The sequence below is a fragment of the Clostridium sp. CM038 genome, from assembly GCF_055081105.1.
On record NZ_CM143651.1, the window covers coordinates 1273468 to 1288225 of the forward strand.

12 protein-coding genes and 1 pseudogene are annotated in these 14758 nt (G+C 30.1%); 10 read left to right on the forward strand and 3 right to left on the reverse strand.

Annotation, left to right across the window (positions count from 1 at the left end; all coding sequences use genetic code 11):
• Positions 1-140: 140 nt before the first annotated feature.
• From ACWJKS_RS05735 to ACWJKS_RS05745, 3 genes and pseudogenes are all read left to right on the forward strand, one after another.
• A complete protein-coding gene (locus ACWJKS_RS05735; RefSeq protein ID WP_165414698.1) occupies positions 141-404 on the forward strand; it encodes a hypothetical protein in 264 nt (87 codons plus the stop codon).
• A gap of 10 nt (positions 405-414) precedes the next feature.
• Positions 415-772, forward strand: a pseudogene (locus tag ACWJKS_RS05740) (IS1595 family transposase); the annotation flags it as partial.
• 117 nt (positions 773-889) lie between these two features.
• Positions 890-1378: a hypothetical protein gene (locus ACWJKS_RS05745; protein ID WP_462960678.1), complete on the forward strand. Its 489-nt coding sequence runs from the start codon at positions 890-892 to the stop codon at positions 1376-1378.
• A gap of 341 nt (positions 1379-1719) precedes the next feature.
• On the opposite strand, the gene ACWJKS_RS05750 is transcribed toward ACWJKS_RS05745, so the two are convergent.
• The gene (locus tag ACWJKS_RS05750; RefSeq protein WP_462960679.1) at positions 1720-2997 is read right to left on the reverse strand and encodes a sensor histidine kinase; all 1278 of its coding nucleotides are present in this window, start codon (positions 2995-2997) and stop codon (positions 1720-1722) included.
• 8 nt (positions 2998-3005) lie between these two features.
• Positions 3006-3719, reverse strand: coding sequence for a LytR/AlgR family response regulator transcription factor (locus ACWJKS_RS05755; RefSeq protein WP_462959291.1), 714 nt, complete (start codon positions 3717-3719; stop codon positions 3006-3008).
• A gap of 303 nt (positions 3720-4022) precedes the next feature.
• Here ACWJKS_RS05755 and ACWJKS_RS05760 point away from each other — a divergent pair, with 303 nt between their 5' ends.
• The 4 genes from ACWJKS_RS05760 to ACWJKS_RS05775 all read left to right on the forward strand — a co-directional run bounded on the left by ACWJKS_RS05760 (position 4023) and on the right by ACWJKS_RS05775 (position 9065).
• Positions 4023-4775: an ABC transporter ATP-binding protein gene (locus tag ACWJKS_RS05760; protein WP_462960680.1), complete on the forward strand. Its 753-nt coding sequence runs from the start codon at positions 4023-4025 to the stop codon at positions 4773-4775.
• A complete protein-coding gene (locus tag ACWJKS_RS05765) occupies positions 4753-6813 on the forward strand; it encodes an FtsX-like permease family protein (protein WP_462960681.1) in 2061 nt (686 codons plus the stop codon). Before ACWJKS_RS05760 ends, ACWJKS_RS05765 begins: the two co-directional genes overlap by 23 nt.
• Before the next feature lie 559 nt (positions 6814-7372).
• Positions 7373-8062: a response regulator transcription factor gene (locus ACWJKS_RS05770; RefSeq protein ID WP_462960682.1), complete on the forward strand. Its 690-nt coding sequence runs from the start codon at positions 7373-7375 to the stop codon at positions 8060-8062.
• On the forward strand, positions 8052-9065 hold the full coding sequence (locus tag ACWJKS_RS05775; protein WP_462960683.1) for a sensor histidine kinase: 1014 nt from the start codon (positions 8052-8054) through the stop codon (positions 9063-9065). Before ACWJKS_RS05770 ends, ACWJKS_RS05775 begins: the two co-directional genes overlap by 11 nt.
• Before the next feature lie 423 nt (positions 9066-9488).
• Here ACWJKS_RS05775 and ACWJKS_RS05780 read toward each other — a convergent pair whose 3' ends face one another.
• Positions 9489-10982 (reverse strand): hypothetical protein, encoded by a 1494-nt coding sequence (locus ACWJKS_RS05780; protein ID WP_462960347.1) that lies wholly within the window; start codon positions 10980-10982, stop codon positions 9489-9491.
• Positions 10983-11163: 181 nt separating this feature from the next.
• Between ACWJKS_RS05780 and ACWJKS_RS05785 the strand changes: the two genes are divergently transcribed.
• The 3 genes from ACWJKS_RS05785 to ACWJKS_RS05795 are packed head-to-tail and all read left to right on the forward strand — an operon-like array spanning position 11164 to position 14367.
• Positions 11164-12027, forward strand: coding sequence for an ATP-binding cassette domain-containing protein (locus tag ACWJKS_RS05785; RefSeq protein ID WP_462960684.1), 864 nt, complete (start codon positions 11164-11166; stop codon positions 12025-12027).
• Between the two features lie 2 nt (positions 12028-12029).
• A complete protein-coding gene (locus tag ACWJKS_RS05790; protein ID WP_462960685.1) occupies positions 12030-13247 on the forward strand; it encodes an ABC transporter permease subunit in 1218 nt (405 codons plus the stop codon).
• Positions 13248-13251: 4 nt separating this feature from the next.
• Entirely contained in the window at positions 13252-14367 is a 1116-nt protein-coding gene (locus tag ACWJKS_RS05795) for a hypothetical protein (protein ID WP_462960686.1), read from the forward strand.
• Positions 14368-14758 lie beyond the last annotated feature (391 nt).

The window sequence follows — 14758 nt, forward strand, 5'->3', positions numbered from 1 at the left end:
AAATAATTGATAAAACAATCAAAGGTTATATATATATTAATTAAAGTGAGAAATGGTAAGGAATTTAGCAATTAATAGTTTTGTACAATATTGGCTTATATATGGAGAAAACTAAATATATAATGGTGGTGTAATTTATTATGAAAATAATCGCAAAACCTATCGAAATGATTTGTTGGTTTGATAAAAAGGGTATTATTCATCCTTTGAAATTTAGATTTGAAAATCTAGATGACTCCAATTCTGTAGTGAAAGTAGACAGGGTCATAACCAGGGATAAGGAAAAATTGGCTGGAAATGAAATGTTAGTATTTAGGTGTCAAAGTATTATAGCAGGTATAGAAAAAATATATGAACTTAAATTTGAAGTTAGAAGTTGTAAATGGATGATCTATAAAATGTGAATGAATATAACAAGTGTGTATTGCTACTGCCATTGATAGACAAGGTAATTTAATTATGGAGTTACTATGTAAAGGCAGAATGACACACCAAGAGTTAGAAAGGCTCTATGAAGGTCGTATAGGGGATAACTCTATCCTTTGTACCGATAGTCATAAGGGTTATGTTCAATTTACTAAAGATTTTTCATTGGAACATAAGCGAATAAAAAGAGGAAAACACAAAGAAGGAATTTACCATATTCAACACATTAATGCTGTACACAGCAAATTGGAAAAGTGGATGGATAAATTTAATGGTTCAATGTAATGTAGCCCACGCTTATACTAAAATATCAGATTTCAAAGAAAGAGAACCTATTTTTGTTTAGTGTACATATATTGGAATTGATTATGTAATTATTGTTCAAATATGATACAATTTAGTACACAATTATGATATTGTAAAATTAATTTTTATTTAACTTATAGAGATAGGAAGTGATGTAATGGGATTGTTAATAGAAAGCATTATTTTATGTTTAATCTTTTTCGTAATTTGCTTTTTAGGAACTGGAAGTGACGAAAAAAATATTAAAAGTTTTGGTTCATACCCAGATGAAATACAAGGCATAATAATCAATAATGATAGGTTGAAAAATAAAATTGTAAGGAAAAGTTCTCATATGTCGTTTATATCAAATGTTTTTATATTCTCTATAGTATTGTTTTTATTTGGATTTATTATAAGAACTGATAGTTGGAAACAAAACTTTATAAATATCTTAATTTTAGGTGAGGTTCTTAATGCTTTTGATTTTTTCTTTATTGATATGATTTGGTGGAGAAATACAAAAAGAGTAAGATTTAAAGGAACAGAAAAATTAGATATTGCATATAAAAATCCTAAAAAGCACATTAGTTCATTCTTGAAAGGAATTATTGTTTTTGTGATTGTTGCATTAGTTGATACAGTAATGTTAACTTTTTTAAAATAAATTTCAATTTATCTGATTTAAAAAGCAAAACAAGGGAAATCAAATGGTTTCCCTTAAAAATCTCTATATTTTCAACACTCTTTTAAAACATAGCCATATTTTAAAATTGAGAGCAAAAATTTTGCTCTTTTATTAGTTAATTTAGAGTATACTACAGACGAACGCTAACTAATAGCCATAAAGTTTATTGAAATTGCTATTTTGTTAAAACCAAGGTAGATATAATACTTTCAATGTAATAAGTCATGCTAGGCACATTGTAAGCTATAGTTCTTGGCAAAGGCATTTTGTGCAAGAATTCACACAACAACAGATAGTTATTTAAATATTAATAAAAATCTTTACACCTTTATAAAAAGTGTTATTTTAAAAGTATTATCTGTGTATTCTGTATCAATATCCCCGCTATATTTAGATACCACAGTTCTAATGATATCCACGCCATATCCATGTATTAGGTTATTTTTTTTATTAGTGATAAATCTCAGGCCATTTACTTTTATCTGATTTATCTTTGAGTTTTCAACCTCATAAACAAAATATCCTTTATCTGTATTTGACTTAATATTTATAAATCTGGAGTTTTTATCTTGTATTTTTGAACATGCATCTATTGCGTTATCAATAGTATTAGAGAATATGCTACATAAATCTGGTTGAGAAATATTTAATTGCTCAGGAACATAAATATTTATGTTAACATTTATACCTAAATCAATAAGCTTTTTGTGTTTGTTATTCAAAATTGAATTTACTACTTTATTCTCACAAAATGTATGAAGTGACATAGAGCTTATACTTTCTGTCACATTGCCAAGGTAATGCCTTGCATCTTCAATGTTCCCCTCATACAAAAATGAGTTTATAACCCCTAAGTGATTTTTCATATCATGCAATATTTTCTTTGTGATATTCTGATTTTCTTCTATATCCATATAATGTTCCATCTGCATTACTAATTGTTTATTTAAGGAGTCAGCTTCGGAACCTAAAGCAATTTCTTTAATAACATAAAACGTAGCAATAATGCCAAAAATATATAAAGTCATTATCGTAATGACAATGAGGTTGTAAAAGGTGGTTACTTTAAATATAAAAGGAACAATGCTAAAAACAATGGAGATGAAGGTAGCTAAAGACATAATACATATGAGTGCCCATATTTTGCTAGATAAAATTTCTTTAGCCCATAATACAACCTTATAAAGAGCAAAATATATTAAAATAAAAATCAGAACTCTTAAAGAAGATTCAATTATGTCATTAAATCTATATTTGTAGATTGGGAAAAAAGAAGCTATTCTAGCAGCCAACATTTTCACACTTACAGAGATAGTTGAAACCATGGACACGGCACAAATCCTTTTTATTTTTACGTCTTTATAAAAGATTAATCCTATAATCAAGTAGATAACAAATGAATATATAATATTTTCAATATCTCCTGACATAATAGGTATCATACACATCACAAATAAGGCGAAAAAATTTAATGCAGAAAATATTTTCGAGTCTCTTTTCGTTAAAAATGCATTAAGTAATTTAAATAAAATAATTGTTTCTATAAACGAAATAATAAATAAAATAATGATTGGAATAATAACTGCAATTATCTCCATAAAGCACCCTACCTCAGTATTTGTTTTGCAAACGTTATTAAAGTCTTTTTATATCTGTTTCTACTTATTGGAACGTTGTATCCAAGTGTAGTAATAGCATGATTTTGTTCAATGCTATTTATATTAGTTAAGTTTATTAAATATCTTTGGTGACAGCGTATAAAATTTCTATTAATAAGTTCTTTTTCTACATCATCAAGCTTTGAATAAAATTCATATTCACCCTGCTTACAGATTAGTCTAATAATCCTCTTATCACTAAAAAAATACACAATATCCAAAAAGTTAATTTTATGAGTTTTATCTTTAAAATTTATTATATACACATCACTATTTATCATATCCAAACTATCAAGAGCTTCTTTAAATACCTTAGCTATTTTGTCAATTTTAAAAGGTTTTAGTATATAATTGAAGGCTCTGACGTTATAGCCTTCGAATACATATTCCATAAGTCCTGTTACAAAAATAATTATAGCAATTTTATTTGTTTTTCTGATTATTTTGGCAGTATCTATTCCTGATATCTTTTTCATTTGAATATCTAAAAATATTATATCAAATTTATATGAATTGTTTTTTATGGTATTTATAAGCTGTTCTCCGCTTTCATAATCGTTTATTTTAGCATCAAGGTTGTTTTCTTTAATCTGGCCTGCCAGAATATTTTTCAGCATATTTCTTTGTTTAAATTCGTCTTCACATATAGCAATTTGTAACATAAATGTTGTTCCTCCAATTTTTTATATTTTCAAAAAAGATCTTGAAAAATTTCAAAAATTCCCAATATGATGTTGATTACGAAATGACTTTTGAGGTGTTTACAAATTTACTCTAATAATATTATAACATGATTTAACAGTAGTATTTTACAATTTATACAGTGTTAATTATGAGATTTCCACAAACATTACCAAACGTTACAAAATAACTACCAAGCGTTACAACACCTCAATTTATGAGATTGAACTTCGCATATTAACATGCTAATATTTCCTTATAATATAGAATGAGGAGGAGAAAAAATGTTAGAAGTAAAGAGTTTAAAGAAGACTTATGTATCAAAGGGTGGTGAATATATTGCTCTTAGGGATATTGATTTGAAAGTTAATGAAGGCGAATTTGTGGCTGTTATGGGGCCGTCTGGTAGTGGTAAAACCACACTGCTCAATTGTATATCAGGATTTATACATGCAGATTCGGGTCAAATTCTTTTGGATGGAGTAAATATTTTAAATATTAATGAGGATAGGCTTGCAGATGTGAGACAGAATAAATTAGGATTTGTATTTCAGGATTATATGCTGGTTAATGGACTTACAGTACTTGAAAACATATTTCTGCCCCAAATTATTGCCAGTAAGGATATGAATAAAATGATGAAAAGAACAGAAGAACTTATGGAAAATTTCACAATAGAAACGATAAAAAATAAATATCCTAACGAAATATCAGGTGGAGAAAAACAAAGAGTTGCAATAGCGAGGGCACTTGCGAATAAGCCCTTAGTTCTTTTGGCAGATGAACCAACAGGTAATCTGGATTCAAAGTCTAGCTTAGCGGTAATAAAGGCATTCATGGATGCTAAGAAAAACTTAGGAGCAACAGTATTTATGGTTACACACGATGCCTTTGCAGCATCATATTGTGATAGAGTAGTAGCGCTTACGGACGGACACATTGTTAAAGAACTTATTAGAACTACCTCTCCGCGGGAATTTTTAAATGACATTCTAACTTTCATGAAGGGGATAAATGGTGAGACTTATGACGCTTAACGCTATTGTTAGAAAGCTATTTAAAAATAACATAAAGGAATATGCTTTGTTTATTTCATCAATCATATTTGCAGTTACAATGATTGGGGGATATGGCATTCTCCAATTTAGTCCAACGGTTACCAAAGTACTCATGGATGGTGGTTCAACGCAACAAATTACGTTAAGCATGTTTGCATTTACACTAATAGGAACATTTGTATTTGTAATATATGCTTATTCGTTATTTATGAGATATAAGTCAAGGGAAATAGGTGTTTTCATTTCTCTTGGAATCAGACGTAAAAATGTAAGGAAAATTGTTATAAAAGAGCTGAATATAATTTTCCTAACAGCTACATTATTGGGATTACTCTTTTCAATATTAATTTCATGGCTAAGCTGGACTGTTTTAACCTTCTTTCTAAAAACAGAAGAAACAGCTTTTTCTATTGGATGGACTGGAATAGCTATTGCAATTTTATTTTCAGCTTTATGCATGATTATTACTAGAGTACTAACTTCACGATATATTAAAAAGATAGACATAATAAAGATACTTAAGGCTGAAGAACAGGTCGATGATAATAAAGGTGATAGTTTCGTTTTGGGTTTAGTTGGCATAGTAATGATACCTGCAGGGATAATTCTATTTACTTCAAGCACTAAGCTATATTTTTTAATAGCATCTTTAGTTGGATTGTATTTATTAATAGTACAGATTACATCCATAGGTGTTTTGTTTAAAAAAATTAGTCCTAGCTATTATTATAAAAACATTGTGTTTTTTAATTTGATAAAATCAAAGGGAAAACAATATACTTTACCATTATTTGTATCGACTATTCTAATTGGAGTTGGAATTTTCGGTGTTGCTTTTACTTCTGCTCAAATGATATCGGGTATTTTAAGTACAATCTATGTTGATCCCTATGATTATATGGTTAAAGTAGGATTTCAACAAGGAAATTTTAATGAAAGTGATATAAAAAAATTAGCAATAGATAATAATGTTAAACTTAAGGATTTCAAGAAGTTTGATACAATCATTTTAGGTGAGTACTTTAAAAAAAATAATGAATGGGGCCCTATCAATTTTGTAAGTGAAGAAACTGTATATGAACTTACTGGTAAAAAATTCGATATTGGTCCAGGTTCTTATATTAATATTATATCTGCTGACGAAAATAGTGATTCAAGTAAATATCACTCACAAACTATTGGGCCTATAACGCTACTAAATCCTACTACCAAAAAAGAATTCACTCTTAATAATAAAGGAATAAAATTTATTGATAAGATTATGAATCCAGATACACTATTTGATCGAAAAGGTTTTTACGTTATAGATACAGCTTTGTTTAATAAGCTGCGAAGCGAAATGAAAAAGGAATACATATTTACAACCTATGTATTCAATACACCAAATTGGAAGGAAACAGGTGGTTTTAGTAATGCATTATTTGATTCAATAGTTAATGCTAGCGGAGGGAAATGGTGTCCAAACTATAGCACCGGGGTTATATTTGATAGAATAAGAGCACAAAGACCAAACGAACCAGTAAATTATGAATATAAGGTGTATAAGGAAAATAGTTTTGAGGCAAATAGATTGTGGTCATTTATTCCATATTCAAGATATCACATATTTAATAGTGGCATTTCTGATTTTGCTGTTTATTTATTGCTTACTCTATATATTTCTATAATCGCAATTGTTTCAGCAATTATGACAATTGGTCTTAAGATATTAAATACAATGTGGCAGGATAAGTCAGTATATAAAAATATTACATTCCTTGGAGTAAGAAAAACTAAGATAAAGTCAATTATATCAAAGCAAGTTGCTTTAATATACTTCGTTCCAGTAACACTAGGAACTATTATCACTTTATTTATATTTAAGTCAATAATGACTACTAATGTTTGGGCGTTTTCAAATGTATCATTTTTATTTGCTTGTGGATTATCCTTATTAGTAGTTTTAATCCAAGTTGGATTATTTTTTGTAATTAGAAAGCAGGCTATTAAAGAAGGTGTTAATTTTATAGATTTGTAAATTAGAAAAAATGTAACAAAGTTATAGAAGCAAATGTTTTAAGAAAGGTGAGTTGAGAAATTGGCAGGTAATGTTATGATTATTTATAAGTGTCAGAGTGTAATTGACGGAGCTGAAAAGTTATATGAGCTAAAGTATGAGATGGGTACTTGTAGGTGGATATTATTTAAAATTTAGATCCCAGCTATCAATTACTGAAATAATATAGCCTGTACACATTTTATATTTTATTAGTTTCTCATATTATGAATTGTGATTAATATGTTATTTTAATCATTAAGGAGAGAAGCAAAGCTTGGCATTTACTTGCAGGGTGAAAGTCCCTGTTGAGAAGGGTCTAACCAACCACTCATATCGAGTATTGCGTTGAAGCTGGTAACAGCAAGACGAAGCGTACACAGAGAACTATATAGGCCGCAGAGAGAATTGTGATGAATCCATGTTGAACTTAGTAAAAAATATAAATAAGCATGAATACACTAATTTTATTTGGTATAATATGTTTAAATGGAATTGAGAATATTATAAGTTTTTTAATATAAACATATGGAGGAATTAAATGGAGAGAATTTTGATTGTTGAAGATGATAAAGATATTCGAGATATATTAAAAATCTATTTAAAAGCTGAATCTTTTGAAATATGGGAAGCTGAAAATGGTAAGAGAGCTTTTGAAGTTCTTGAAGATAAAGAGCTGGATTTAGTTATTTTGGACTTAATGCTGCCAGATATAAGTGGGCTAAACATTTGTAAAAATATACGCACCAAATACAAATTTCCTATAATAATGCTGACTGCAAAAACAGCGGATCAAGATAAAATAATAGGTCTTACTTATGGTGCAGATGATTATATCACTAAGCCTTTTAATCCCTTGGAAGTCATGGCAAGGGTTAAAGCTCAGCTTAGGCGATACAAGGAATATGGGGAAGGTACAAAGGAAAATAATACTATATATTATAAAGGATTAATCTTAGATAGAAATAGTAGACATGTTAATTTCAATGGCAAGGAACTAAAACTAACACCTACAGAATTTAACCTTATTGAAATATTACTATTAAACAAAGGACATGTTTTAAATGGAGAAAAGTTATTTCATTTGTTGAGGGAGGAGGAGTATTATTCAAAATCTACAAATACAATAACAGTTCATATTCGAAACTTAAGAGAAAAAATGGAGGAGTCTTTTGAACATCCGGAATATATTAAGACTGTTTGGGGGGTAGGCTATATCATTGAAGATTAAAAAATGGAACTGGAATTATTTTATTTTAGCTTTTTTTATATTTATAGGATTAATGTTATTTATTGATTTGAAATTGCAATTAACTGTGGCAGAATTTTTGAGAGATATGGTTATTGGAAGTTTTCTTCTTTTAGCGATTGTTGTTTACTATACATCAAGATACTCACAAAGTAAGGAACGAAAAAAGATAATAACTCAGTTAGAGCAAAGAATTTCTTTGCTCAGCAAAGGAGAGATACCTGAAAAAGTTCAAGAACTAAAACTAATTGATTCTGAGATAAATGAACTTAGACATGAGAATGAACTTGTGAAGCAGGAGATATTAATGGAGATGAGCAAGAAAAATGACCTTGTAACCTATTTAGCACACGATTTAAAAACTCCATTAACAAGCATCGTTGGCTATCTCACAATTTTAGATGAATCTGAGGTGCCAGAGGAGGTTCGTAAAGACTATATAAAGAAACTTTTGGGAAAATCCTATAGAATGGAAGATTTAACTAATCAGTTTTTTGATATTACTCGCTTTAGTCTTCAGGAAATCCCTTTGAATAAAAGTTTATTAGATGCAAAGTTTTTCCTAGAACAGTTGACTGAGGAACTATATCCTTTACTTAAGGAGAAAAACTTGAAATTTGATATAAACCTTACTCCTAATATTAAGATTTACGCCGACGGATCACTATTTGCCAGGGTGTTAAACAATTTATTAAAGAATGCTATAGCATATAGCCACAAGGATTCTGTCATAAAAATAAAGGTTGAAATAGGAAAATGTAATATGCAATTATTTGTAGAAAATGATGGTGACGTAATAAGTAAGCAGGAACTAAAACTTATATTTGAAAAGTTTTATCGAAGAGATCAGTCAAGAAGTCAATCAAGCGGGGCAGGACTTGGTTTGGCTATTGCAAGAGAAATTGTACAAAAGCATCAGGGCTCAATAGACGCGGAAAGTCAGGATGGACATACTGTATTTATTATTACTCTACCCAATTCTTAATAAAATCTTTATAAATACTAAATAATTTATGAATAAACCTTTCTTTTATCTCAGTTATACTGAAGATGAAAGAAAGGTTTTTTATTGATTTAATGACATTTCAGAAGGAAGTCTCCCACTTCTATAAGTGGAGGTCACATACTACAACAAAAATAAAACTTCAGTGGGGGGATAACAATTGATAATTGTTATCTGCCGCAGAGGTCTGCAAAGAGGTCAATCTCCTTCTGAAGTCGTTAATTGCAGCATCGCAGATGATGATTGAGTAGTCACGGAAACTAATATGTAAAACTTGAGTTTGTATAAAGTTATATAGAACTATAAATTTTATGTTAAGAGAGCAGTTAGTGATAAAAATAGGTATAGCAAACAAGCCTGCACGATGCAGGAATTTTCAGTAAAAAATATTCAATTGTTAAATAGCTACACTAATAAATTTAAAATACTAAAACCAGAAACTTTAAGTCTTGCATCTAGATGAATATTAATTCCAGCAATCATAGTCATAAATGAATAACGTTTTTTACCGTATATTCGTAAAGAATGAATTCTATAATCATTTAGAATACGATTGTTTATACGTTCTGAGCAGGTTCTAGTTTTATAAATAGTTTTCCATTGTTTTGAACCGCGAGGCAAAGGAGTAAACAACCGCAAATCCCATGATGGTTTAGTGTAGATTACTCGCCCATACGGTGAAGGTGAGCATTGTTCGCAGCAAGAGCAACTGTCAACCTTTTTTAAAACTAAAGGGCAACGCCATTTAAGGCGTGAACGACTTTTTTCATAACCGTTATAGACCATCTCATGGGCACCAATACAGATAGGAAATCCTTTTTCATTAATATCTAGAGCAGCTGGATATTTTGAATTTCCTTTGTTTTTGGAGTTCAGATCAATAAAGGGATTAATGTTCCATTTGGAACATAATTCATATGTAGCATAGTTATCGTTAGCTGAGTCAAGAACATAATTTGTTATATTGAATTGCGGTAACAGTTTTCTAAATTCAGCTAATGCGACTATTCCAGTGACACTGTCGTGTCTGCTTGCTTCTACAAATCGTAGATAAATAGGTAAATCGATCTTGTATTTCTTGTTATAGGAAGATAAAGCATAGAGCGTGTAGCCGTAAAACCAACGATTTTCATGACTGTCCCAACCCCAAGTAGCATTTATGTCAGAAAGTCTACGAGGGCATTTGCAATCGTAAATTCCATTTTGACGGCAGTCACAAACTTTAGAACCATAGTAGGAAGATTTACAGTGAACGCAAGTACCATCACCCGCAACTGTGAGTTTATCTTTTTCTATTAAGTTAAGATTAAAAGATGGCTCTACAGCAACTAATGAGAATATTTTTTGAAGCAGCCTTTCGGCTCTTAGTGAAAATGAGCGACCAGCTTCAAAAAAATCTGAAATTCTTTTAACAACACCTGTTTTTTTATTAGGAAGCTTTTTATTTTTCCCGGGTTCTTTGATTTTAGAGGGTTTCTTCTTATACGAATATGTATTTTTTAGTTTGATTCTGTCGATAGACAGATCTGAGAGCCATAATCTAGAGATAAAATCATAATGAGCACCAAGTGATGGGACATTATTTTCAGTGCAGCCAATACAGGTTGCAAGTAACTCACAGGCATGAAGCTTTTTAACCCAGTTGGTAATGCTTGTTTCCTTTTGAAAAAGCATTAAAGAAAATGAACGAAATATTTCAGGTTGAAGGGTCGCAGGTCTACCGGTATTAGAATAATAAGGTTTTAATATCTCTCTAAGAATATCTAAGTCTAAGCAATGCAACTTAGAGATAGAAGTTTCAAGTTCTATAATTTTTTTAGGAAAAACTTTGTAGAAACATGAGAGAGTTGAAATAATAAATTGCTGATAATCAGCATGAGAGCTCCAATTTTTAAGCATAAAATAATCCTCCTTTTAAAACATGTCTTTAAGAGGAGGAATTCAAAATTTTACAAACTTGTCAAGTGTTTTATGCAAAAAAAATGGGGGAATTAATAAAAATTAATGATACTAAAAATGAGTAATCACGGGCTCTGAAGAGTTTCCGTGAGAGCTCTGATTTAATAAGGAGGAAAAAAATATGAAATTATTTGCTTATAATATTTCTAAGGAGTTTAAAGATTTAAAGGCTGTTGATAATATAAATCTTGAATTTACTCCAGGGATTTGGGGACTTTTAGGACCAAATGGTGCAGGGAAAACCACATTAATGAGAATGCTAGTTGGTAATACAACTCCAAGTAAGGGTAAAGTAATGTTAGACGATGTAAATATCGCCAGCCTTAAGGATTCGTATCTAGATAAAATAGGATATTTGCCTCAGCACTTTGGATATGATAAAAATCAATCTGTTGAAGATTTTCTCCATTATATTGGAACTTTAAAGGGGCTTAATAAAGAAATTAGAAATAAAAGAATCAGTGAATTATTAAATGAATTTAATTTATCAGAAGTTAGAAAGAAAAAGATTGATAAGCTTTCAGGAGGTATGAAGCGTAGAGTTGGAATATGTCAAACTATGTTAAATAATCCTGATGTCTTAATTGTAGATGAACCAACTGCTGGTTTAGATATTGAGGAAAGAAGAAAATTTCGTAAGTATTTAACTACAATAAGCAAAGAAAAAATCATTATTGTATCTACACATATTGTTTCAGATATTGAATTTATTGCCAATTACCTTGTGCTTATGGACAAAGGCAAAGTAATTACAACTGGAGAAGCTCATTCTTTAATTGAAACACTTGATGGTAATGTGTTTGAGACTGTTATTGATGAAAATGAACTTTCACGGCTAGAAAATGAATATAGAATTATGAATTTTCGTAATGAATCTAGGGGACAGGTTTCAATTCGTTATGTTGCAGATGTTCCATTAAAAAATAGTAAATTAGTTTCACCTTCTCTTAATGATTTTTACCTTTCAAAAGTTAAGGAGGTATAAAAATGGATGTATTTTTTCAAGAGTTAAAAAGACAACTAAATTTTAAAAGGCTTCTAACATATGTTTTAATTGCAATTGCTTTGGCAGGATTATGGACATGGTTTATAGTAGGGGGAGCTACTGAAGACTTTTTGCAGCAAGGAGTTTACAAAGAATATAAAGGTAGATCAGCAATAGACGCAGCAGGTAAGGATAGAGTAGGCGCTGAAGGAGAAATGACTTTAGATAAATTTCAAAGTGGCTGTGATATTTTTCTAAAGTCATTAAAAGGTGATAATGAAAGTGATGTAATAATTACTAAAGACTTGTTGAAATATACTGTCTATGCTGACCAATTAATTACCCAGGAGTTTCGCTTGAGAACTATGATAGGAGAATCAACAAGTGACCTTTTGCATATTCCGAGGGATGCAGGAATGAATTTTTATGAAAATGAAGATTTATTCTATGGTAAATATATTGATAAAAATGCACTTAATGAAAATGAAAAGACCTTAGCTCTCTCTCTATTGGATAAAGTGAAAAAACCTTATACTTATTACACTGGATTTATACAATGGAATGATGGAATTAATCATATTGCATTTTTCTCATTTGTACTTATGGTTATGTTAGGAGTTTTTTCAAGTTCCATAATAACCAATGATAAAGAAAATGGAATGGATGAAATTATAACTACTACAGTAAAAGGCAGGAAAAGCCTCACTATAGCAAAAATTAGTATACCTTTAATTATGGCATCTATTATATATCTTTGTGGAGTTGGTCTTTATGTTTTGCTATTAAAATATTTATTACCTGCTGATGCTTTAAATACTTCAATACAGGTCTTAAGTAGAAGTTTTCTTCCATATACTCAAGGTGACTTACTTAGAAATGTATTTATCGTAGGCTGGATAGGAATTTTAATAGTGTCAAGCTTTTCTACTTGGATTTCATCTATATCTAAAAAATCCTCAAAAGCCATCCAATTCTCGATACTTACAATATTAGGTTCTTTTATTTTAAGCACATTTATCACTAGTCACTCTAAGAATATGGATATAATTAAGATGCTTATACCAGGAGGAATAGGATTTTCATATTTCCAATCTATAGACTTTCCATTCATTACAATTTTAGGGAAGAATCTATGGATGCCATCCATTTTGCTCATAGCAAGCGCAATTATATTTTTACTTAGTACCATTTTTACAACACTTAACTATAGAAGGAGGTAAGGAGATGATATATCAAGAATTAAAGCGTCGCCTTTTTACAAGATATGTTTTCTTCTCAATAATAGGTCTACTTTTGCTTACATGTGTATTAAATCTACGCACTATAGCAATAAATGAAAATCTACATGAAGTCATTAAAGAAGAGTCTGTATATGCTGGTGAAATGACTGAAGATAAATTATGGCTAGGTCTAGAAAAAGTGCGGGATGAAAAGTCAGATGAAATAAAATATAAACCACTCATAGCTTTTATAAGTCGGTTAGTTTATTCTTATCCCGGAATTCTATACAATGAAAATAAACTAACCGACTTTCCTGATTATTATGTCAAAAATTTTTATGCGTGTTGGGAAAAAAAATCTACTGCACTTATAGAAAAAATACCTAGAAATAATCAAGCAAAAGCATTGGAAGAACTAGATAAGGTGAAAACACCTTTTTATCAATATGAAGGCTATTATCTTTGGACTGAAAGCTTTAATATGCTTAAGGTTCTTTATCTAATAATTATATTTATGGTAACATTTTTTGCGGCATCCACCTATTCTGATAGCATGGAAGACGGTAGTATGGAAATTATGTATGCAACAGTTTTTGGCAAAAAGATGATGGGCATTCGCCTTCTTCCTGTTATGATATATGGGTTGCTTTTAACTTTGGCAGCAACACTTTGCAGCGTATTAATTTTAGGTTCAGCTACTGGACTTCAGACTTTAAAGAGTAGTTTAAAGGTATTTGCATTATTTTCTATAGGTAACTTTACATTAGGAAGTGGAATACTCTTAATGTTTGTAAGTGAACTTTTAGGGGTGATATCGTTAACAACTATTATGGGATGGATATCCTACAAAACAGCAAGTACAAGCCTTGCTACATCAATAGGAATAGGAATAAATATTTTCTATATCATCATGGGTTTATTTATTAAGCTTCCGTGGAAATTTTTCCAATTTATCTTAAATGCATTGCCACTGGCATCATCACAAATTATAAATGAAGTGTCTGGATTTCAGTTTGACATGGGGATTTGGAGACCTTATGCAGTTATGGTGAGTATGGTTGTGGTGTTTTTTGTTTTTTATTTTTTGTTATATCGTGCAATCTGCAAAAATAAAATATAACTAATTATTCTATACGGGTATTTTTGCCCAGCCCCCCGAAAAGGGTGAATAAGCAAATTACTTGTTAGGTAACATCTGAACTATAGCCATTCCATACCTAATTGCCTATAGTTGTATTTCAAAATATGTACTAAGTATTTGAAACATGTCAGAAATAAATAAGATGTACTTATGACACACAAAAAGGGGATGGGCAAAACACCCTCCTTTTAGCATAATAGTATAGCCCCTTTTATTTTAGTCTACTATACTAATTCGACATATCTTTTAAAATTCCTTTTTGGTTTTAGTCTTTTACATAAAAAAATCGCCATCTTTAATTCGATGACGATTTTTCATATAGTTTTTCAGTGGCCTCACTAAATAATGTGGATTTTTAACATATGATCAT